Below are 23,542 nucleotides of genomic sequence, written 5' to 3'. Positions count from 1 at the left end.
GAAAAGGTTCCGAAGTTAGCGGAATCTGTAGAAAGATTGGCGGAATAACTCCAAAAGTTCGCGGAATCCCGGCCCAAGTTGGCGGAATCGAACGGCTGAGAGCCAAGCCGTAAATGACCAGAGGATAGGCTCGAGATATTAAAAAAGGTAAATAAAAGGGGTTTGGCGGAATAACTTCAAAAGTTGGCGGAATCCCCTAGCAACAATTGTAAAGACACCAGACCGTCACATATCCACAAAAAATATAAAAACCTTCGACAAATTAGCAGGAATTTCTCCATTTTTTGAAGAAATCTTCCAAAAAAGAATAAGGAGCTGACGAATGAATTGATCATGAAAAAATTAACCCCTCCGCAAAGACTATTCTTAACCCAAATCTTAAAAATAAGACTAATACTCGGTCACAGCAAATATCAAGAAATTGAAAAAGATCTCGCCAAACGATGGGCAGGTTACTGGGGCGAAATTGCCTTAGCAAACTACGTTAAAGAACTTCCACATGATAAATACCTTATCTTCCATGACCTCCAATTAAAATACAATGGCATACACTTTCAAATCGACACACTTCTCCTCTCACAAAACTACATCCTAATCATCGAAGCAAAAAACATCGCAGGCACATTAACTTTTGATAATGTCTTCAAGCAGCTAATTCGTACCCATGATGATGGAACTGAAGAATCATTCGAGGACCCGTGCGTTCAATGCCAACGACTGCAATCCCTTTTACGCAATTGGCTGGTCCAAAACGGCTGCAATCTTCTCCCAGTTGACACCCTTGTTTTTTTCAAAAGTACCAGTACAATCTTGAAAACTAACTCCGGAGACAAAACAGATTTTAGTAAAGTATGCAAGGGAAGAGACCTTTTTAATAAAATCGAATCAATGGAACAACGAAATCATCAAGAAAGGGTAGATACCGATACCTTGACTAAGATCGGAAAATTGCTCTTAAGTCAACACAGTCCAAAACCAATTGATATCTTAAAAGAATACAATCTTACCGAAAAAGATATCCGGAGCGGAGTTTGTTGTCCAGATGATAAATGTAACTATATCCCAATGAATTTCAAAAGAGGAAAATGGATTTGTCCCGCCTGTCAAACCTCTTCAAAAGATGCCATCCTAAAAAGCCTCAGTCACTATTTCTACCTATACAAGCCAACAATGACCAATCTAGAATTGAGAAACTATTTACATCTACCATCCCCTGATACCACTCAAAAAGTTGTTCATAAATTAAACCTGCAAACAATAGGTAAAACAAAAGATCGACTCTATTATCTGAATCCAGAGGAGGTGTCCTCGTGCGTTTTGTTATAAAAAATAAACTCCTGATTCCTAGCATCAAAGACGTTGATTCATTCCAAATTACGCACATCGCCAGTATCCCGCAGCCGCATCTAAATCCAAACTTCCAATACAATCCTGATCTTCAGCAGCTTCTCACAGGCAAACAACTCCTCCTAGAAGATATCCCAATTCCATTAGAAGAAGTGCAAGCACATTACGAAAATGGCTATGTCACCTACCGGAAAGGAATCGAGTACAACGGAAAAAAGCCCATATGCTCCCGGTGCGGAAATAAGGACCCACAGCATTTTGCATCTTACCCATGCTCACGATGTGGCGAAACCTGTCTCTATTGCCGCCATTGCATCATGATGGGAAGAATTAGCGAATGCACGCCACTCATCGGCTGGAATGGCCCGGTGCCTGACACCCATCTCCCTGCAAAAATCAAACATTGGCAGGGGACACTCTCACAAGGACAGCAAGAAGCATCAGAGCATGTAATTGAAGCCATTCAACAAAATCAGGAGCACTTAGTTTGGGCCGTTTGCGGGGCAGGGAAAACTGAGGTCCTATTCGCTGGAATTGAAGCCGCACTTGCTGCTAAAAAAAGAATCTGTATTGCCACACCGCGAACGGATGTCGTCTTAGAGCTCACTCCTAGACTAAAAGCCGCCTTCCCGGAAATAAAAGTTGCTTCTCTTTATGGCGGAAGCGAGGACCGTCACCTCTATGCTCCGCTCACGATTGCGACCACCCACCAGCTGCTCCGCTTCTACCATGCCTTTGATGCGATCATTTTAGACGAAGTTGATGCCTTTCCTTATACAGTTGAGGAATCCCTCCAGTATGCCGCCATCGAGGCGAGAAAGCCATCATCGGCCATGATTTACCTAACCGCCACGCCAAATGAAAAGTGGCAAAGGGAATGCCGTACAGGGAAACGAGCATTCACCACGATCCCCGCTCGTTTCCATCGCCATCCGCTCCCGGTCCCCAACTTTGTATGGTGTGGGAATTGGCAAAAGCAATTGCAGAAAAATAAATTGCCACCGAATGTCCTCCGCTGGATTTCGGCGCGGATTCAAGCAAACAAACAAGCCTTAGTCTTCTTTCCGCATATCCCTTTGATGGAAAAAGCCCTCCCCATCCTGCGCCAATTTGATACAACTATAGAAGCTGTCCATGCCGAAGACCCTGACCGCAAAGAAAAGGTGCAAAAAATGCGATCCAAAGGAATTCCTTTACTGTTAACGACAACTATTCTTGAGCGAGGAGTAACTTTTCCCAACATTGATGTAGCCGTAGTTGGGTCCGAAGATGCCATTTTTACAGAAAGTGCCCTCGTCCAAATTGCCGGAAGAGCAGGGAGGAGTAAGGAACATCCTGATGGGGTGGTGACCTATTTTCATTATGGAAAAACTGAAGAGATGTTAAAGGCAAGAAAGCAAATCATCTCGATGAACCGAGAAGGTATTAAAAGGGGCTTGCTCAATCAATAAAAAGAGAGAGGAGCATTAAAAATGAAATTCCCCATCCAAAACCGCTGTCTAAACTGCCACGAAGTAATCCTGCCAAGCATTGGCTGGAGGGCCATTTTCTCCGTAGATAAAGAACAGCTTATTTGCCAAGCCTGTGAAGGGAAGTTAGAAAAAGTTGAAGGCGATCAATGCCAAATCTGCAGCAGGCCATTTGGCAACATAGATATGAAGTTTCGTAGAGGTGATTTGTGCCATGATTGTTTCCGATGGGAGGAAGATCCCGAATGGCAGGGATACCTTGAGAAGAACCATTCCCTGTTCCTCTACAATGATTTTTTAAAAGAAGTGATCGCAAAGTTTAAATTTCGCGGCGATTATGTACTAGCGAGAATCTTTTCGGCATTTCTCAGGCAGAAGTTGACCGAGATCGCACCTGACCTATGTATACCTATTCCCTTAAGTGAAGAGCGACTATATGAGCGGGGCTTTAACCAGGCAGCCGCCATTCTAGCAGAAGCAGGCTATCATCCCGAAAATGTGCTCAGCCGAATCCATTCAGAAAAGCAATCTAAAAAATCTAGGTCCGAGCGGATTCATCTCTCACAAGTCTTTCAGGTCAACCCTAATGTTGACTTAGCAGGAAAAAAGGTCATCCTGATTGATGATATCTATACAACTGGCTCAACACTACGGCATGCAGCAAAACTTTTAAAAGCAGCCGGTGCTGCGAGCATTAAATCACTGACACTTGCTCGTTAGCTTACATGCGCATCTTCCAATCGGTGCGCAACCAGGGATGGAGTTAAGGGGGGACCTCAGACAGGGACCCGCCCGCCCCTATAACATTAAAATCCCATCTTTAACGCCTTTTGTGCATTTTCAATGTCATGGCCAAGCAACCGACCTAAATCATAGGAAGGATAATAACCATGCTTGTGCATATAATTAAAAATGCGCTCATGTCCATGAATCGCCCCAAGTAGTTGATTGGTAAATGTTTTTCGTAACGCAGGTGTCGCCGTTTCTGTAATCGCGACAGAAAGATTTCTCACCAAAGTTTTAGAAAGGCCCAGCAAATCACCGGCAAAAAAGCCTGCATCCTCGCGCACATCTTCTTCGTCCCTGGCTTGATGGCCGGCGGCAGAGGGATAAAACTTAAGTAAAGCTCTCAAGTTGCTTTCCAGATCATGAATACATTTTTTGTAAAGTTCCTTTAGCTCAGGATCAGTAATTTTCTTCATCGACATTTTTAGTTTCATTAACCCAACCGACTGAAAAGCAACCATTTCGTGCAATTCCAACGTCTCATGCCAGGCCAGTAATTTTCTTTCTTCTTGCTCCATTCTCGAAATCCTCCATTTCGTTTAACATCCATTTAACCTATTCTTTAAGCAATTCACTGGAAAGTTGTCCCACTAAAGATTACAATAAAATTGAACAATCATTCATTTTAGTAAATATTATCTATCTGTGTCAAAGGGCGTACAAAACATTGTCACTATATTCCCTTTGATTTTGTCAATAAATCGACAAAATTTTTGTTCTGATTTAGCAGGATAATCATAGGGTAAAATAGAAATGTTATTACATAGCCTTAACTAAAGGAGGAATCCACAAATGAAATATAACGTTCGTGGTGAAAACATTGAGGTAACTCCAGCAATTAGAGAGTATGTTGAAAAGAAAATCGCTAAATTGGAACGCTATTTTACTGAAGCACCTGATGCAAAGGTAAATGTGAATCTACGATTCAATCAAGATAAAACTTCTAAAGTAGAGGTAACCATCCCACTACCGCAACTAGTCCTTCGTGCTGAAGAAACAAATGTTGACATGTATGCTGGGATTGACTTGATTACTGACAAATTAGAGCGCCAAATTCGCAAACACAAAACAAAGGTTAACCGTAAATTCCGTGAAAAAGGCGACTTTCCTGTTACATTTGCAACTACTGAAAACACCGAAATTCATGAATTAGACGAAGACGAATTAGAACTAGTTCGTACAAAACGCTTCGACCTAAAACCAATGGACAGTGAAGAAGCCATCCTGCAAATGAACATGCTAGGCCATAGCTTCTATGTATTCACAAATGCAGACACACATCGTACCAATGTTGTTTATAAGCGCAGAGACGGCCGCTACGGCTTAATCGAAGCACAATAAGTAAATATACGAAAAGCAAACGCTGCTCCTTAACGGGGCAGCGTTTTTGAGCTCGGGTAGGGTCTACGTGACCGAAAGGAGTAAAGAACAGAGGATTGGGTAACGTAGAAAGGGTCTACATGACCGAAAAGAGTAAAGAACAGAGGATTGGGTCACGTAGCAAGGGTCTACGTGACCGAAAAGAGTAAGTACAGATAAATGGGTCACATAGAGGAGAAATCACACAAAATCAAGCTGCCTTTTCTAAATAAACATATAAAAAAGATATCCCCTTGTGGATATCTACAAAATTAGAAGAGATATCAACAAAACTATGCATTATATCTACAAAATTTTCAGAAGATATCAACAAATCCCCACCACTTATCAACATATCCACATAATCCCCCCTCAAACAACAAAAGGAGCCAGCGATCAAATCGCCGGCTCTGACAAAACTATTTATTTCCCTGCCCCGCAGCAGTTCTTATATTTCTTGCCGCTTCCACAAATACATGGATCATTACGTCCCACATCAATTTGCTTCACTTTCGGCTTTTGCTTAACCGGTTCGCCGTCTTCTTTTGGATGAACGGCTTGGCCTTTGGCTACTTCTTGGCGCTCAAGGTTGTTGCGGATCTCCGCTTTCATGATATACGTCGCTGCTTCGTCTTCAATCGAATGGATCATCGTCTCAAACATCGCAAAGCCTTCATGCTGATATTCACGAAGCGGGTCGATTTGTCCATATGCACGTAAATGGATTCCTTGACGGAGCTGGTCCATCGCATCAATGTGATCTATCCACTTGGAGTCAACCGCACGCAGCGTAACCACCTTTTCGAATTCGCGCATTTGCTCAGGGAAGAGAAGTTCTTCTTTCTCCTCGTAACGTTCCTTCACTTTTGCAAAAATCGTATCCCGGATTGCCTCGGGGTCTTTCCCCTTAAGGTCATCGACCGCGATGTCACCTTCATTTAGTAGAGTAGCATTCACATAATCGACAATGGCTTGAAGATTCCATTCTTCCTCATCCTCATGACGAGATGCATGGGCATCCACATTCCGCTCGATGGAGTTCACAATCATCTTCTGAACAATGTCACGAAGGTTTTCAGATTCTAATACTTCATCACGCTGGGTGTAAATGATCTCACGTTGTTGGCGAAGAACATCATCATATTGCAAGAGCTGTTTACGGGCATCAAAGTTGTTACCCTCGACGCGTTTTTGCGCAGATTCCACAGCTCTAGATACCATTTTACTTTGGATAGGCTGAGAATCATCCATGCCAAGACGTTCCATCATGGATTTCATATTATCAGAACCGAAGCGGCGCATCAGTTCATCTTCCATCGATAAGTAGAACTGTGTAATACCAGGGTCCCCTTGTCGTCCAGAACGTCCGCGAAGCTGGTTATCGATCCGTCGGCTTTCATGACGCTCGGTACCAATTACGGCAAGTCCGCCCAGTTCAATGACACCTTCACCCAGCTTAATATCGGTACCACGGCCGGCCATGTTCGTCGCAATCGTAACCGATCCTTGGTGACCTGCTTCTGCAATGATTTCTGCTTCACGTTCATGGTTTTTGGCATTCAAGACATTATGACGAATTCCCTTTTTCAATAAATACTTGGAAATGAGTTCAGACGTCTCAATCGCAACCGTACCAACTAGTACGGGCTGTCCTTTTTGATATCTCTCAGCGATATCCTCGACAACGGCACGAAACTTGCCTTCCATTGATGAGTAGATTAAATCAGCACGGTCATCACGGACAATCGGGCGATTAGTAGGAATCACGATAACATTCATATTATAAATGTTACGGAATTCTTCCTCTTCCGTTTTCGCGGTTCCTGTCATACCGGCCAATTTTTCATACATCCGGAAGTAGTTTTGGAACGTAATCGTTGCCATCGTCATGCTTTCGTTTTGGACTTCGAGACCTTCTTTTGCCTCAATAGCCTGGTGCAAGCCTTCGCTATAACGGCGTCCCTTCATCAAACGACCGGTGAACTGGTCAACGATGACAATTTCGCCATCTTGCACGACATAGTCCACATCAAGGTGCATGCTTGCATTCGCTTTTAAAGCCTGGTTAATATGATGGTTTAAGGTAACGTGCGACATGTCAAAAAGGTTTTCAATCCCAAAGGCTTTCTCAGCCTTACTAATTCCTTCTTCCGTCAGCATAACGCCCTTTGTCTTTTCATCATACGTATAATCTGTATCCCTTTTAAGCATACGGACAAAGGCATTGGCTTGAATATAAAGGGCAGCGGACTTTGCAGCTGAACCTGAAATAATTAATGGGGTACGGGCTTCGTCAATTAAGATCGAGTCAACTTCGTCAATCACTCCATAAAAAAGTGGGCGTTGTACTTTTTGTTCCTTATATAGGACCATGTTATCACGCAAATAATCGAAACCAAATTCATTATTTGTTCCATACGTAATATCTGCGGCATAGGCTGCCTGCTTTTCATCCTTATCCATACTATTTAAATTTAAGCCTACCGTTAAGCCTAAAAATTGATACAATTCACCCATTTCATCGGCGTCACGGCTTGCTAAGTATTCGTTGACCGTAACAACATGAACACCTTTACCAGAAAGAGCATTCAAATAAACGGGCATGGTCGCGGTTAACGTTTTACCTTCACCAGTCTTCATCTCGGAAATGTTCCCTTCGTGGAGAGAAATACCCCCCATTAGCTGAACATGATACGGATATAAACCAAGTACACGGCGGGCGCCTTCACGGACAACGGCAAACGCTTCAACGAGCAAATCATCGAGTGTTTCCCCGTTTTGATAGCGGGCCTTGAACTCCTCTGTTTTTTCCCGCAGCTGGTCATCGGTCAGTCTTTCTGTTTCCGTCGCCAATGCATCAATTTTCGTTGCAAGCTTGTCTAACCGCTTCAGCTCACGCTTGTTCAGATCAAATACTTTATTTAAAATCCCCATCATCTGATGAACGCTCCTTTATTTCGAGACTAATACACTCTTTTTTAAAAAATCCTAGTCAAAAATATCGATAATTTCCCTTTTAATCTTACCACTTCCTCAATACAGTGACAACAATGTAGAGGGAAGCAAGATTCGTACAATCTACTATAATTAATCAACTAAAGTCAAACTTCTAACCTAGCCTTTTGTTATGTTCGATTTATCGTCAAATATGACAGACTTATGGCAACTGTTGAGAATGTATTGCAACCAGAAAATCAACTCTTCAATTCCTAAGTATTTTTGTATAAATAACACTATTAATGCATAAAAACACATAGATATACAGATTAAACAACATGCGTATAGTGTTAATCTAACCTTTTAATAACAATGTTTTTAAGTTGTTTTCAGTGGAAATATCACCTCTTATTTCTTTGGGAAATTATTCACAAATTGTACATTGGAATATACTCTTACAATGTTAGATACTACCTTTAGAGAGGTTAATATGGAAAAAATATAGAGAAAGAATCCAAAATGGGAAGGGTGAGTTAATTGGCCATTTGGGGGAAAAAAAATAAAGATAAAGATCCCGAAAGTAGAGAAGATAGAAAAAAAGCTGGCCTGATTCGCGGACTTTGGCAAAAGTTTCGAGGGATTGACTGGAAGAATCCAGTGAACAGGTGGAAATTACTGTTTGTTTCACTTGTCGGTTGTATCATTGTTTTTGGTGGCGGATACGGGGTCCTTACCATGACAAACTCGCCGACATTCTGTGCGAGCTGTCACGAAATGGCACCAGAATATTCAACGTTTACTGCCAGTGCCCATAATCAGATATCTTGTGTTCAGTGTCATATCAAGCCAGGTTTCACCAACATGATTACCCACAAAATTAAGTCAATGAAAGAAGTGTACTACCATGTAACAGGTGTACCTGAACAAATTGTTCAAACGGAAGCTGTTTCAAATGAAAACTGCTTACATTGTCACTCCAAAAATCGTCTCGTTACAGCATCCGGTGACTTAAAGGTAAATCACAAAGGACATATCGAAAAAGATATTCCTTGTATCACCTGTCACGCCGGGGTTGTCCATGCAAAAATGGCATCTCGTGGTATCAACGTCGAAGAAGTACGCGGTAAGTGGACAGCAGAGAGTGCTGAAAAATTGATGGAAAAGAAATATTTAAGACCTAACATGGGAACTTGTATTGATTGCCACGATAAAGTAAACGACGGGGAAAAGCCATGGATAGAAGAAGCTTATAGCTTACCGGAAAATCCAGAAGAGCTCGAGAAAATGCTGGAAGAAAATAAAAAAGAAGGCTCAACTGAAGCTACAAAAATCTCAACTGAAGCTACAAAAGTCTCAACAGAAGCAACAACCGAGGCAACACACGAAGGCGAAGCTACCGAAGCTGAAGCGTTAGCCGAGCATGATCAAAAAACACAAGATATCATCTTACAAGCCATTGGAAAACAACAAAAAGACGTTAAAATTTCGATGGAATGTGAAACTTGCCATAAAAAAGTAAAAGTTCCTAAGAGTCATAAGGTTGAAGGCTGGAATGGTCAACACGGCGGCACGGCTGTCCAAGAGTTAGATAAATGTGTGAACTGTCACCAGGATTCTAAATGGATCAGAGAAATCCCAAAAGAAGACATTCTCTCTCTACTTAAAATGAAAGAAACAAAAACAAAATATATACCAAACATCACAATCGTTAAAGATCAATCTCGAATCAATAAATTCTGCAGCGCCTGTCACAGTAACCGTCCTTCTGGACACGTAGACAGCGATCAATGGCTAACGGCCCACGCGTCTAAAGCGAAAACAGCTGATCAAAAATCAGAATGCTTCGTTTGTCACGACCGTGAAAAGCCAAAACCAGGATCAACAGAAGTCAAAGCGCCAACAGATGTGTATTGCCAATACTGTCACAGAACTGGCTTTAAAACAGACAAGAAGAAATAATCGATTTTTGTTCAGGAGGGTCGCTTTATGGAAGAAGAACGAGAAACGCGGTCAGTCCCTCCCCGTTTTCGCTATAAATTAATCAAAATTGCGACTTTAACATTGTTGTTTCTAGCCATCTTCCTCGGTCTCAGCTTCGTGGGGCTAGAAACAACATCTAGCTCCGAGTTTTGCGCATCCTGTCATGAGATGAAACCGGAGGTCTATACGTGGAAAGCCTCCACACACAGTGAAGTCGATTGTACCGACTGTCACACGGACCCTGTGTTTAAAACATTAGCAAAAGATAAAGCTCAAGGGGTAGTTGAAGCTTTAAAAAAACAATCAACGAGCACATCTGCTGCACCAATTCGAATGCCTGGTGAAATACAAGATAGTGCATGTGAATCATGTCATGACGTTTTAAAACGAGAGGTAACTCCATCAGGGGACTTAATCATCCCCCATGATAAGCATAAAAGTGTAGGGGTTGAATGTATCCAGTGTCATAGCGGGGTAGCACATGGTAAAGTCGCTGATCGAAAAATGACCTACACAACTGACTACGAAAAGTGGGACAGTAAAGTCGGAACAGCAACCATGGCGGATCTCAAATTCACTCGGCCAGATATGGATACTTGTATCGAGTGCCATAAGGCTCGTAAGGCTACAACTAAATGTAGTGCCTGTCATACAACTGGAATGATTCCGATAAGCCACAAAAAAGAAGATTTTGCATCAAAGACCCATGGAAAACAAGCAGCTACAAATCTACAAAAATGTAATCAGTGTCATAAGGATATGTCAATGGAACCGGTTGAGGGTTATGATCAGGTTTCAGCCTTAACTACTTATCTTAAAAAAGATTCTCAGCAAAAACAGGTGAAAAAGAATCATTATGATTATGCGAAAGACAATACTTTCTGTAAAGATTGCCATAGCAAACGGCCAGCTAGCCATAGCAGCCGGTGGATGACGAACCATGGTAATCAGGCATCAAAGGATAAACAGCAATGTTTAGCCTGTCATAACTATCAAGCAACTGGTGGGGTTAAAACCACAATGGTCGCCTGCTCATCCTGTCATCCTGCGATGCATAAAGGATTCGACAAAGAAAGACATCCAGTAACACTGTCTGAAAATCAAAAAGTAACTGATTATTGTTATACCTGTCACGTAAAAAGAACTTGTTCAGCCTGCCATATAAAATAGGCAGACGACATTTGCTAGATTAGGAGGGTTCGAATGGAAGTTCAAGAACAAACACTCAACCAAGAACAAGAGACACGATCAAAACAAGAACCTGAAAAAAAGAAGAACAAGACTAAAGGTACGAAAAATGAAAAATTCAATTGGTGGCAAACGCTTCTGATTTTGCTTCTGACTTTAGTTATATCAGTTGGTGCCTGTTATTATGTCAGCCAAAAGTATTTTTGGTCAAAGTATGATAATGATCGGTTAGCTGAGCAATTAAATAACGCAAAAGCAGTTGCTGATGCGAAGCCGAATGATCCAAAGTCCCATGTCAATCTTGGTTATGCTTATTTCCTAACCGGTGATAACGATGAAGCTATTAAGCAATATAAATTGGCTATTGATTTAGATAAGAATTATTTCGATGCTTACTTTAATCTTGGACTTGTTTATAACAAGCAAAATAGACTTAATGATTCAGTCAAAATGGCACAGAAGGCGACAGAAATATCACCTAAAGATTACAAAGGTTTTCTTTTGAAAGGAATGTCCTATAGAAAACTTAAAATGTATAAAGAAGCTATTGAAGCACTTAATGAAGCAAATAAATTAATGCCTGCAAATACGGATATTATCTTCGAAGTTGGTAGAGTCGCAGAAGATCAAGGTGACAAAAAGAATGCTGAACAAATCTACAAGGACGCACTTAGTTACGACCCTCTGTATAAACCAGCATTAGAAGGACTTGAAAGAGTCGCTAAAAAATAGCAATAGGGGTTGAAAACATTGAAGAAAAAGACAGTCTATAAGTGGATGAGTGCTATTGTATTTTTTTCGATTGCTGCATTTGTCGCTATCTACTTCTTGAACATGCAATCTGTTGTTAAAAAAGCACCTAATTTGGTTGACCCTGATGCTCCTCCTACCTTTAGCCAACTGATCTACGGTGACTTTGATAATTCATTGGATAAACCAATGGATATCGCTAAAATTGGTGAGTTCCTGTATGTCTCAGATACCAATAACAAGCGTGTTCAAGTATTTGATTCATCTGGAACACCAATATTTAAGTTTGGTAAAGAGGGCGAAGGAAAGGGTCAATTTAAATTTCCTTATGGGATTGCAGGCGATAAAGAAGGAAATGTCTATGTGGCCGATTTATATAATGGAAAAATATCTATACATGATCAAAAAGGAAAATTTATCAAATACTTTGATGACAAAAAGAAAGTAATAAAAACACCTGCAGGAATTCGTATCTTTGATGAAAAATTCTATGTGACGGATGTTCAACAAAACAAAGTTTTTGTCTTTAAACTTACTGGCGAAAAGTTGCTAGAAATTAGCACGGCTGCTAATAAGGATGACAAATTTAAAGCTCCGAATGCTATTGCATTAGATAAAAAAACAGGTGAACTCTTTGTCTCAGATTCTGGTAATCAGCGAATTGTAGCTTTCGACCAAAATGGAAAATATCTTAGGACTATTAATGGCTCAAAAGACGGTAAAGGATCATCTGTTTTCGTAAATCCACGAGGAATCGGCGTTGATTCTCGCGGTATCCTATATGTCGTAAACAACTTATCTCATACGATCTATGGATTTAATGAAAAAGGTGAGCAAGTATTTACCTTCGGTTCTATGGGAGACCAAAATGAACAATTCTATCTTCCAAATGGCTTATATGTAGATGACAACGACCGGGTTTATATTACCGACACCTTGAATCAACGGGTTGCTCTTTACTATTAAATAAACCTATCGATTTATTTAAGGAGGTGATGCCTTAAATTAGGGTGTAATTTCAAAGATTTAGATTTAAAAACAGAGAGAAAAAAAGAGAGAATTATGGGAGGTTTTTGGAATGAGTAAGATGAAAATTAGCTCTTCATTCCTGCTAACATTAATGTTAGTAGCAATGTTTAGCATCGTGGCTTCTGCTGCAGGCAGTAACCCTGTTGTAACACCACCTGGGGATCCTGCAGATGTTCAAGCAGGTGTAGTTACAAATGATACTGATAACGACAATAGCTACAACACTGTTGAAAAAAGCAACGCTAACAAAACTGGTTCTGATATTGGTACCAATGATGGTTCTAAATTTAACAGTGTTATCAAATCTGATGACATGGTTAAAGATGCTTCAGGTACACACAAAACACAACGTACACACGGTTCTTACATGAACAACACAAACTCTTGTGCTAGCTGTCACCAAACACACACAGGCGCATCTAAGAACTTATTGTTCAAAGATGGCGAATATGCAACTTGTACAGCTTGTCATGATGGTACATTAGGTTTCTACAACGTATACACAGGTTCAAACTCTGCTGGTAAATTTGGCGGAACTCATGATGGTAATATGTCTGTTCACTTAGCTAACGGAACTGTTGAAGTAAAAGCTGCTCCTGGTGGAAAGAGCGATGGCACTGGTAACTGGGAAGCTGAATTCACTTGTGCAAGCTGTCACGCGCCACACGGATCTTACTCTGATCGTTTATTACACACAGATCCAAACGGGATGGGTAACTTAACTGCTGATAAAGGCGGTAAGAGAGTAGAAAACGTACCTGTTGTTGACGCTAATTATGTTGTAAATACAACAACTAGTGATAAATTCACAACATCAACAAAAGTTGATGCAGGTGACTTTACTTTTAAAGATGCCAAAAATGTAGATGTAACAAGTAACTATGTTTTATATCGTTTTAAAATTGGTGACACAGGAGCACCTACTAATGCTGATTATGCTGCAAAAGGATTAACAACTGGTGATACTGTTCTTCAATTAATGAAATGGAATCCAGATAAAAAAGCTGCGGATAAAGTAACACCAGCTCCTGCGTATGAAATCACTACAGATCCTTGGTTACATGGATATGACTTTGACGCGGATCACAACAAACATTACTGGACAGCATTCAAAAACAGCGCTGGTACAGAAGTATTTGATACTGACCAACTTAAAAAAGGCGAAATCTTAGGAAATGGCTTTGCTGGAGTACCAGCTTCAAAAACAACATTAGTAGGAACTGTTAATACACTAGTTTCTGGTAGCGTTGCACGTGGATACGTAGTTAAATTAGATGTAAGTGCTTTAGATGCAAACAATGTTGCAACAACTACTGTATCTTCTCTATGGGCTAGCAAAAAAGCTGACGGTACTACAAACCCAGGTTATGTTTCAGGTCGTGGTGTTGCAATGTCTGGATTCTGTGCTGCTTGTCACACTGACTACCTAGCAGGATCTGGTAAAGAAACTGGTCAATTTGATCATGCATACCGTCACACTACAACTTCTGATAGCTACACTTGCGTACGCTGTCACTATGCACATGGTACTGATGTAACAATCATGAGAGACGCTCGTGGTAAACAAGTTGCTGATATAGAAAAATCTGACTCTGGATACTTCTCAAGTGTTACTGATGTAACTGAGCGTCATAATTTAGCTACAGATTACATGATGGATAAAAACCCATCTTCTGCTTTAAAACGTTACACTAACATGGCTGTATGTTGGGGATGTCATACATCTTCTCACTCAGAAGGAACAAGAAACACTGACACATTCCAATACAATCCAACTGCTGATGAAGATAACGACCGTAACGGAATTGAGTTCGATTATTAAAAAAGAGCTACCAAATAGCCCTACTATTTGATAGCCCTGAATGGAATTATTAAGTTTAAAGATGGCAGCTCACTTCGGTGGGCTATTTTCTTATTTTTATTTAAGCATGAGTTCACAAAATCGTCAATCTTCAATTCACGAATTTGTCAATCATTATTCACAGATCTGTTAACCAAATACATTAACAATAAAAGTATAATAAATCTGAAGATTATAAGATAAATACATTAAATATTTATAAACTTAATAACATGTTAATTTATCGCCATAGAAATTTTATCATCAAATCACATGTCGAATTAAAAGAGGAATGACCAAAAATGACTTCACAAATTAAAATCCAACAATTAAATATCATTTTTGTTTTATTATTAATGTTTATCTCCATCATTCTTCCCTCTAGAGTTACTGCTGAAGTTCAGGTCCCAGCGGAAAACTCTAATCCAGTTGAGAATCCTAATTCAACTGAAAACCCGGCTATTGTTGAAGAACCAATTACAACTGAAGCCCCTGTTACTGTTGAAGAACCAATTACAACTGAAGCCCCTGTTACTATTGAAGAACCCATTATAACTGAAGACACAGTTACTAATGAAGAACCACCAGTTACAACTGAAGAATCAGTTTCAGAAACAGATACAATCCCGCCTTCCATTATTGTAAAGAGTATTACTTTAACTAGCACTGGAGTTCAAGTGAATGGGGTGGTTTCTGATAATCAGGCTTTAGATAAGCCAATAACAATGAAATTAATCTATCCTGATCGAGAAATAGCATTGACTCCTATATCTGGAAATTGGACATTTACAACCGATATATTATCTATTAAACAGAACAATGTGAAAATACAAGCCACTGATGAGTTGAATAATACAACAACTATTCCTGTTCAACGTCCATATATAAAATCTATTACAATGAATGTCTTCAAATACAGAGAGAAAGTGTACGATGCTGACGGGGGTTTCAGAGATGAAGATGTAACTGCAGATATTGATATTTTGAACATAGACGACATAACTAGAGTTTCCCTAAATCAAACCATTGTCATTGAACTTAGTGAAGACCTTTTACATACGATTGTTAATCCAATCATTGTTTATGATAAAAACAATGAATCAGTCGAGAGTACGGTTAAACCTAGAACTACTAATAATAAAATTGAAATATCCTTGAATAATCTCAATCCAGGGGAAACATATTATTTGAAATTTAATTCTAGTTTGTTTTCTAATGGCCTACCTAATGACTCGACACTTTTAGCAGATGATGGACGTATTTTTTTTCCTTTAATTAAGAAATTCTCAACTGTAACCAATCAGGTGAAAAATCATCCTATTAACGGCTACACACTCGAAGAAATGAAAGATTTACGAGAGCAGCCCCATGGATTTTATAACAATAATACCAACAGCTGTAGTGTCTGCCATAATACCCATGTAGCAACGAACGAAAGCTTGGAAGGCAAAGATGTAAAGGAAGGTTATTGTTTGGCTTGTCATGATGGAACTATAACAAGCCCAGTTAAGGCCGGAAACGCTATAACGAATAAACATGATACTCAACTAGGATTAGATCAAAAAACTAAAGCAGGTTCCTGTACATCCTGCCATAATCCACATTTATCTTGGAGCCAAGAAAATCCTAACTTATTAAAAGCCCATTTTGTCTATGAACATCAACCTGAAGATAAATGGGAAGATATCGCTGTAGGCAAGATTGATAGTAATATCCAACTATGTGAATCATGTCATGGAAGGTATACCTCTTCATATAAAAAGAAGGCAGAAGAGACAGGTGGTTATAAAGTTCTGAACTTTAAGAAACAAACTAATGCAATAGGAGAAATAACAAAAACAGAACAAGTAAGGGGCGATCCAACAAGTGTCATATCAGAAGTTGAGGATTACAACTTATGTTTTAGCTGTCATAACAACGAGAACAAAGTAAAAAATGCAAAAGACATATTAAGCTCTTATACAAATGAGGATTCAAAACATATCATCACCGCCATTGACGGTAGTATACTAAATGGCCAAATCCCTTGTGCGGAGTGTCATGAAACACATGGGGCAAAAAATATTCTATTATTAAAAGATAAACTAGGCCATGAAAATCAAAGTGATTTTTCTCTTAACAAGGAAGAAGATTGGACTGATTTAAAGAAACGAGATTTCTGCATAGCTTGCCACAATGGTAAAGCATCAATTTACGGTATTACTGGTAAAGCGATTTATGATGAAAATGGTGATTCAATCATTACCACGAATGAGCGGGCAAAATTAGGTCACGCGAATACCAGTGCAGAAGTCTGTTCAACATGTCATAGCAATAACAATTCATTTATTGAGGCCGTGCATGGTCCTATAACAATCTATAGTCCATAAAATAATCGAGTGGAAATTACCTCTCGGTTTTTTGTATTTTGTACCAAGGTTTTCATTAAATATTGTATTTAATGAAGATATTTGTTGTAAAAAAGTATGCATTTATCAACAAAAACAGTCATTCTTTAAAAGATGGAGGGCCTTTTTTAAAAATTAACCTTTACTTCTCTATATTGGCACTTTTGTAGATATATTGCGAAATTTTTGCAATATAACAATAATGAGGGTTTTGGCATACGTCCTTAACGAAGTTATTTACTGTAATAAATTTGCTAATCAACTAATTACTATATTAGATGTTTGTCAAGTGAACGAAAAATTGTTTTACGGATATAATGTTTGTCGAATTTCCGAACTATTAGACAAATTCCCAATAAGTATAACGGGCTATGATAAGATGTCATTGGCTTTATTAATATTTGGGGGCGAAAGATGGAAGAGACCATAAGTCTGAAAGAACTATTAGGTACCTTTACAAAACGAAAAGAGTTAATCCTGTCTGTAACATTTATAGCAATGATTATTAGTGGGATCATCAGTTACTTTGTCATAACTCCTACTTACCAAGCTTCCACACAAATTCTTGTAAATCAATCTAGAAATGAGCAAACACTTTACAATTACAACGAAGTGCAAACAAACCTCCAGTTAATTAATACATACAACGTAATTATTAAGAGTCCAGCTATTTTAAATAAGGTAGTGAATGAATTAAATTTGAATACGACAACTGCAGAACTCATTGGAAAAATTACTGTAATGAACGAAAAGAATTCCCAGGTGGTAACAATATCTGTCCAGGATAAGGATCCAAAAGAAGCTGCACTAATAGCCAACGAAACCGTAAATGTGTTCAAAGGTGAAATTAGTAAAATAATGAATGTCGATAATATAAGCATTTTAGCGGAAGCAAACTTGGAAAAAGAACCATCCCCAATTAAGCCAAAACCAATATTAAATATTGCCATCGCATGTGTAGTGGGCCTCATGGCAGGTGTGGGCAGTGCATTCTTACTTGAGTACTTCAATACTACACTTAAAAATGAGCAGGATATTGAGAGAATACTAGGGCTTCCTCTAATCGGTGTTATTGCACTGATGGATAACCATAGCATTGTAGAGAAAAATACGCGCGCTGAATTAAGGAAATCTAAGCAAAGAGGAGCGACCTTTGGTGTTTAATTTTAATAGAAGAAAGAAACAAAAACTTAATAAAAGTAGAAATCTCATTACAACAATTGACTCGAAATCGCCTATTTCCGAGCAGTACAGGACTATACGTACCAATATACAATATTCTTCGGTTGACCAAGAATTAAAGACAATTTTGGTAACATCCTCTGGGCCTGGTGAAGGGAAGTCAACGACAACTGCAAACCTTGCTGCTACTTTTGCTCAACTTGGATTAAAAGTTTTACTCGTAGATGCTGACCTTAGAAAGCCGACAGTCCACCATACCTTTGGAGTTAGTAATCTAAATGGATTTACTTCTGTATTAACAAGGCAATTATCTATTGAAGAAGCGGTTAAGGAAACAAAGGAGAAAAATCTATTTATCATTACCAGTGGGCCAATACCACCGAATCCGTCAGAATTATTAAGTTCTAAAAATATGACACAGTTTATTCAGGATGCTAGGGAAGAATTCGATTATATCTTTTTCGATACCCCTCCTCTATTGGCGGTTACAGATGCCAAAGTCATTGCAAATCAGTGTGATGGGTCAATCCTTGTTGTATCCAGTGGCAAAACCGAGATGGAGCCAGCAAAAAGGGCAAAAGAATTACTTGTGAATTCACAAAGCAAACTACTAGGAGTGGTTTTAAACAATAAAGCCATCCAAAAAAATGACTACTATTACTATTATGGTGCAAAATAGAAAATTGCTAAAGGTTTCACAGGTTTTGCCAAGTTTGAAACCGAAAGAGGAATTTGAATTAAACAAAACGAAAGGGGGATGTGCCCCTCTCGGTCTTGTTTACAAACTTTTTTGTTCTAAAACTCAATTTTCATCGATTGCCTTTCTTATGGCATTAATCTGTTCTAACTAAATACATTGGGGAAATTCCAAGAGGTTTTCCAACCTATACAAAAGCCCCCGGTAACTCCAACTAGAGCTGCCAGGGGCTTTAAATATAATGTGAGGGGGCTATTCGTCCAGACTTATTTCCCTTTCAACCACTCAACCAGCCCATCAATCTTCTTCCACAAATGCAAATGCATATCTGCATAAACAATCGCTTCATTTTCATCACCAAAACCATAATAGTCAGGGGGATAAGCAGGCAGGCGTTTTTTGCCTGTTAAATAGCTAATCACATACTTATTATCCTTTTTTGCTTCCTTCAGCAGTTTCGCGGCCTTCGCCGTAAAGCCTCTTTCTTGGATCTCAAGCAACAACTTATTGTATGAAGTTTGGGCTGACTCCTCTTCATATTGGTAGAGCAAGTCACTAGCTTTCTGAGTGTCTCCCGCATCTAGGTAGGCTACAAACAACGAGTAACGAACGCCTTGGTTATCCATTGGATTGAGTTCCAGCAATTCTTCATATTGGAGGATGGCCTCGTTTATTTTTCCGATCAGAGACAAGGCCTCTGCGTAATGTAGTTTCGCACGCATGAAGGGTCTTGTTTCAATTAACCCCCAGAAGTACCCTTTGTTCTCCTTGAAAAACGCTTTACCAAGTTCTCGTTCCCCCGCCTGGATGCCTTTTTCATAGAGCAAGATGGCTTCTTCAAGACTTTTTGTTTTTTCAGCAAGGATGACATAGGCATCCGAACAATTTGGATTTAGCTTTACTGCTTCTTCAGCCAGTTTATAACGCTGCTGGCCGTCCGATTGATAGGCGTCGTAAATTAAATTTCTAGCCCGCTCTTCATCCCGCTTTGAAACTTTACGAACTGGACTTTTAGTTTTTTTTGATGAAGTATCGACAAGTGTAAGTGTTTGAACAGATGAATCCCGCATCGCTTCTGTTTTCCTTGATTCTTCAGCTGCGGGCGCGCTTTTTCTTGGGAAATCAATAACAGGTGCCTTTTCAAATGGCGGCAGTAGGGGCGCTTCATCTAACCCATAAACCATTCCAATCAACTCGGCAATTTCTGGATGTAATACCGTTTCCAACTCCGTGAATATGGAGGAAACAGACCCAGTAGAAACACTATACAGCTTGGCGAGCTCCTTTTGAGTATACGTTTTTTCTAACGGTGCAATCGTTGACAGTAAATAATGGAGGGCGGCAACATACAGATTCGGATTTTGGATTCGCTTTTGCCTTTTCTGGCAAAAACTCATCCAAAGAATAACCCCCGTATCGACTATGGATGCTGGTACATCAAGAGATTCCAGCTTTTGCTTAAAGATATTGGCGACTTCTTTATAGATTGGTGCCGGCCAATCCATTTCATCGATTTCCAAAAAATTGCCGACCACCGGAAGTTCGCTCAAGACCTCCAGGAAAAAGTCAGTCAAGTATTCCTGGGGTGAGTCGTAATCTGCTTCGATACTGCTAACCTCAATGTATGAAAAAGCATCTTCAGGTTTTAGGTCTGGTAAATCAAAGGGAGATGGAAAGAAGACATAATTTTGGTCATAGGGAACTAAGATTCCTACGAAGAAGGAACCTTCTTCAACCGTGATAGGTACATTCGCAATGATTGCTTCAAACTCTTCAGCGGTAAAGCCGTCCTCCACCGTTACTCTATTATTTTCAACAGCCAGGATTTTTCCAGCAATCGTTCGAGCTTCCGTCCATGTTTGTAAAATCTTTCTTAATTTAGGCCGTTTAATTTTCCCAATCTCAGCCGCAATAAACTTCTCGATAATGGTTTCCCCATCATCTAATCCTTCAAAAAGAGTAAACCAAATGGCATGAATCAACTCATAAAATTCTCGTTCCTGTTCATTATCGATTTCAATCATTTCTTCAAGGACTTCGAAATCCTCTTGTATTTCTGGCCCGAAGTGATAGTAAGCATAATGGAGGATATGCTTTTGCAGGACGTCGATTTCACTATCAATCATATCGGTAATCGATACGGCTTCATTAGCCCCGCAACACTTTTTATACTTTTTCCCACTTCCGCATGGACAAGGACCATTTCGGTTTATTTTCTCCAACTCATTCCGCTCCTTTGATTACCCTATTTATTTATCCAGCGCACTAATTAATTGCATGATGTAGTATGTTCATTCATGTTAAAAGGTGAATTATGTATAAAACAGCTGAAATAAAGTGGATTTCATCCACTTTCCACTTAATTTAATAGTACCATTTTTGACAGGCAGAAATATAAAAATACTAATGAAATTTGATTGAAATGATATTTTAAGTCTTGGATGATCCAAATAAAGATTTGTCGATCATTCCTTAACAACAGGTTTGTGCTTTTTTAAGACCAAACTTTGAATTTTATACGGTTATCACGCTATAATGGTTAAGGAACTGACAATTGATTTTCGGTATAAGATACAATAGAGGTCATATTTTTAATTTTTATAGAGGTGAAGAAAATGGAATTAGCAGAAATTCGTAATGAACTTGAAAGAACAGCTAAGAAATTAGCGGACTTTAGGGGGTCTCTTTGACCTTGAAAATAAGGAAGCGAGAATTGCTGAGCTAGATGATGAGATGCTGCATCCTGACTTTTGGAATGATCAGCAAGCAGCTCAGACCGTCATTAGTGAAGCAAACGGATTGAAGGACCAGGTCCATGAATTTTATAAGCTTAATGAGAGCTTTGAAAATTTGGAATTAACTTATGAGCTTGTTAAAGAAGAAAATGATGAAGAATTGCGGACCGAGTTGGAAGATGAGCTCGGGCAGCTTACAGGGCGCTTGAGTCAATTTGAACTGCAGCTTCTCTTGAGTGAGGAGTATGATAAAAATAATGCGATTTTGGAGCTTCACCCAGGTGCAGGCGGAACAGAATCACAGGACTGGGGTTCGATGCTGCTCAGGATGTATACCCGTTGGGCTGAGAAAAAGGGCTTTAAGGTCGAGACACTCGATTACTTGCCTGGGGATGAAGCTGGGATTAAGAGTGTTACGCTTGCGATCAAAGGTCATAATGCCTATGGCTACCTGAAGGCGGAAAAAGGGGTTCACCGTCTGGTAAGGATTTCCCCATTTGATTCCTCAGGCCGTCGCCATACTTCGTTCGTATCCTGTGAAGTGATGCCTGAGTTAAATGATGACATTCAAATCGAAGTTCGGACAGAAGATTTAAAAATTGATACGTATCGTGCGACTGGAGCGGGTGGACAGCATATCAACACCACGGATTCCGCCGTCCGGATTACCCACCTGCCAACGAATGTTGTCGTCACTTGCCAATCAGAGCGCTCACAGATTAAAAACCGTGATGCGGCAATGAAAATGCTGAAATCTAAGTTATATCAATTGGAAATTGAGCGTCAAGAACAAGAGCTTCTGGAAATTCGTGGCGAACAGAAGGAGATCGGCTGGGGAAGTCAAATCCGTTCTTACGTCTTCCATCCGTATTCGATGGTGAAAGACCACCGGACCAGTGCCGAGAGCGGAAATGTTCAAGCTGTGATGGACGGGGATCTGGATCAGTTTATTGATGCGTATCTAAGGTCGAGGATTTCGTAAAACGGGAATTTTTTAAACAAGGATTTGAAATAAATGTATCAAGCCTTTGCTGACCCATTCGGCAAAGGCTTATTTTTTGGGATGTATTTGCCGATCATGGTGAAGGTTGTGTGATCGTTACTTTGTGGTTTAAGTGGATTTACCTAAAATTTTGAATTTACACTTCTGCAGAAAGCATTTCAAACATTTTATCATGATGTTCCAATTTGTTATCGATGTGTCTGAAATAACTCCTAAATTCCGTGGCATTATTTTTAACCGTATCCTCGAGTGAGTGAATACTTGCTTCTACTTTGTCTAACCGTTGTTTCACACCAATGAATTCATTATCCATCGAATCAAACCGCTGATCCATAGCATTAAACCGCTGATCCATAGCATCAAACCGATCATCCATAGCATCAAGTCTAAGTTCAATATTATCAAACCGGTCATCCATAGCATCAAGTCTACGTTCAATTTTATCAAAACGGTCATCCATAGCATCAAATCGCTTATCAATTGCGGTAAAGCGTTGATCAATTTTATCAAACTGTTGATTCATTTGTTCCATCATTTGTCGTAACAACTGCTCCATATGGTACACCTCCATTTCAACATATTATAACATTTATTGATAATGTTTTAGCAAAACAAATGACAGCGTATTGAATCATAAATTCCTTATCAAAACCCCATTATTGGCAAATGCTAATAAAAATTTTAACCCTTTAACACGTCAACTTAATGCCATTTACACCAAAATTTGCCCGTGCTATACTCACTCTCGGTTAGGCTATGTAAAACTTGTCTGTTGATTTGCACTCCAGGCGCTTCGCTTTCCGCGGGCGGTTTGGAGAGCCTCCTCGGCGCTAAGCGAGGGCACTGAAAAACT

Annotated in this window: 18 protein-coding genes; 13 read left to right on the top strand and 5 right to left on the bottom strand. The window is 39.6% G+C overall.

Annotation, left to right across the window (positions count from 1 at the left end):
* The first annotated feature begins 333 nt into the window (after window positions 1–333).
* The 3 genes from J7E66_RS07905 to J7E66_RS07895 are packed head-to-tail and all read left to right on the top strand — an operon-like array spanning window position 334 to window position 3,536.
* Entirely contained in the window at window positions 334–1,326 is a 993-nt protein-coding gene (locus J7E66_RS07905) for a nuclease-related domain-containing protein (protein WP_251032830.1), read from the top strand.
* Window positions 1,311–2,798: an ATP-dependent helicase ComFA gene (locus tag J7E66_RS07900; RefSeq protein WP_214998965.1), complete on the top strand. Its 1,488-nt coding sequence runs from the start codon at window positions 1,311–1,313 to the stop codon at window positions 2,796–2,798. The genes J7E66_RS07905 and J7E66_RS07900 overlap by 16 nt, the downstream gene beginning before the upstream one ends.
* A gap of 21 nt (window positions 2,799–2,819) precedes the next feature.
* The gene (locus tag J7E66_RS07895; protein ID WP_214998964.1) at window positions 2,820–3,536 is read left to right on the top strand and encodes a ComFC family protein; all 717 of its coding nucleotides are present in this window, start codon (window positions 2,820–2,822) and stop codon (window positions 3,534–3,536) included.
* Window positions 3,537–3,622: 86 nt separating this feature from the next.
* On the opposite strand, the gene J7E66_RS07890 is transcribed toward J7E66_RS07895, so the two are convergent.
* Window positions 3,623–4,120, bottom strand: coding sequence for a spore coat protein (locus tag J7E66_RS07890; RefSeq protein ID WP_214998963.1), 498 nt, complete (start codon window positions 4,118–4,120; stop codon window positions 3,623–3,625).
* Between the two features lie 274 nt (window positions 4,121–4,394).
* On the opposite strand from J7E66_RS07890, the gene hpf reads away from it, so the two are divergent.
* Window positions 4,395–4,943 carry a ribosome hibernation-promoting factor, HPF/YfiA family gene (gene hpf, locus J7E66_RS07885; RefSeq protein ID WP_168245720.1) on the top strand — a complete coding sequence of 183 codons (549 nt, stop codon included), beginning with the start codon at window positions 4,395–4,397 and terminating at the stop codon, window positions 4,941–4,943.
* 229 nt (window positions 4,944–5,172) lie between these two features.
* Here the strand turns inward: hpf and J7E66_RS07880 are convergent, their stop codons facing one another.
* Together J7E66_RS07880 and secA are read right to left on the bottom strand one after the other, a co-directional pair.
* Window positions 5,173–5,322 (bottom strand): hypothetical protein, encoded by a 150-nt coding sequence (locus J7E66_RS07880; RefSeq protein WP_214998962.1) that lies wholly within the window; start codon window positions 5,320–5,322, stop codon window positions 5,173–5,175.
* 62 nt (window positions 5,323–5,384) lie between these two features.
* On the bottom strand, window positions 5,385–7,898 hold the full coding sequence (gene secA, locus J7E66_RS07875; protein WP_214998960.1) for a preprotein translocase subunit SecA: 2,514 nt from the start codon (window positions 7,896–7,898) through the stop codon (window positions 5,385–5,387).
* A 537-nt stretch (window positions 7,899–8,435) separates the two neighbouring features.
* On the opposite strand from secA, the gene J7E66_RS07870 reads away from it, so the two are divergent.
* From J7E66_RS07870 to J7E66_RS07835, 8 genes are all read left to right on the top strand, one after another.
* Window positions 8,436–9,857 (top strand): cytochrome c3 family protein, encoded by a 1,422-nt coding sequence (locus tag J7E66_RS07870; protein ID WP_214998959.1) that lies wholly within the window; start codon window positions 8,436–8,438, stop codon window positions 9,855–9,857.
* Between the two features lie 27 nt (window positions 9,858–9,884).
* Window positions 9,885–11,048, top strand: a complete 1,164-nt coding sequence (locus tag J7E66_RS07865; RefSeq protein WP_214998957.1) for a cytochrome c3 family protein — start codon at window positions 9,885–9,887, stop codon at window positions 11,046–11,048.
* Window positions 11,049–11,081: 33 nt separating this feature from the next.
* Entirely contained in the window at window positions 11,082–11,798 is a 717-nt protein-coding gene (locus J7E66_RS07860) for a tetratricopeptide repeat protein (protein ID WP_214998955.1), read from the top strand.
* Between the two features lie 18 nt (window positions 11,799–11,816).
* The gene (locus J7E66_RS07855) at window positions 11,817–12,782 is read left to right on the top strand and encodes a 6-bladed beta-propeller (protein ID WP_214998953.1); all 966 of its coding nucleotides are present in this window, start codon (window positions 11,817–11,819) and stop codon (window positions 12,780–12,782) included.
* Between the two features lie 112 nt (window positions 12,783–12,894).
* A complete protein-coding gene (locus J7E66_RS07850; protein ID WP_214998951.1) occupies window positions 12,895–14,667 on the top strand; it encodes a cytochrome c3 family protein in 1,773 nt (590 codons plus the stop codon).
* A 320-nt stretch (window positions 14,668–14,987) separates the two neighbouring features.
* Complete coding sequence (locus tag J7E66_RS07845; RefSeq protein WP_214998949.1) at window positions 14,988–17,054, top strand: hypothetical protein; 2,067 nt, start codon at window positions 14,988–14,990, stop codon at window positions 17,052–17,054.
* A 432-nt stretch (window positions 17,055–17,486) separates the two neighbouring features.
* On the top strand, window positions 17,487–18,236 hold the full coding sequence (locus J7E66_RS07840; RefSeq protein ID WP_214998947.1) for a YveK family protein: 750 nt from the start codon (window positions 17,487–17,489) through the stop codon (window positions 18,234–18,236).
* Window positions 18,229–18,933, top strand: coding sequence for a CpsD/CapB family tyrosine-protein kinase (locus J7E66_RS07835; protein WP_214998946.1), 705 nt, complete (start codon window positions 18,229–18,231; stop codon window positions 18,931–18,933). The genes J7E66_RS07840 and J7E66_RS07835 overlap by 8 nt, the downstream gene beginning before the upstream one ends.
* Before the next feature lie 284 nt (window positions 18,934–19,217).
* Here J7E66_RS07835 and J7E66_RS07830 read toward each other — a convergent pair whose 3' ends face one another.
* Window positions 19,218–21,173 carry an SEC-C metal-binding domain-containing protein gene (locus tag J7E66_RS07830; protein ID WP_214998944.1) on the bottom strand — a complete coding sequence of 652 codons (1,956 nt, stop codon included), beginning with the start codon at window positions 21,171–21,173 and terminating at the stop codon, window positions 19,218–19,220.
* 393 nt (window positions 21,174–21,566) lie between these two features.
* Here J7E66_RS07830 and prfB point away from each other — a divergent pair.
* Window positions 21,567–22,668 (top strand): peptide chain release factor 2 gene (gene prfB, locus J7E66_RS07825; RefSeq protein ID WP_168245711.1). Its coding sequence is split into 2 segments (ribosomal slippage): window positions 21,567–21,638 and window positions 21,640–22,668, totalling 1,101 coding nucleotides; the frame shifts between segments, so codons are not numbered across the junction.
* A 157-nt stretch (window positions 22,669–22,825) separates the two neighbouring features.
* Here prfB and J7E66_RS07820 read toward each other — a convergent pair.
* Window positions 22,826–23,245, bottom strand: coding sequence for a hypothetical protein (locus J7E66_RS07820; protein WP_214998942.1), 420 nt, complete (start codon window positions 23,243–23,245; stop codon window positions 22,826–22,828).
* Window positions 23,246–23,542: the final 297 nt, after the last annotated feature.

This window comes from Bacillus sp. ISL-7 (genome assembly GCF_018613065.1).
The sequence above is the reverse complement of the archived record's forward strand: the minus strand, read 5'-3'. Positions and strand labels throughout refer to the sequence as shown.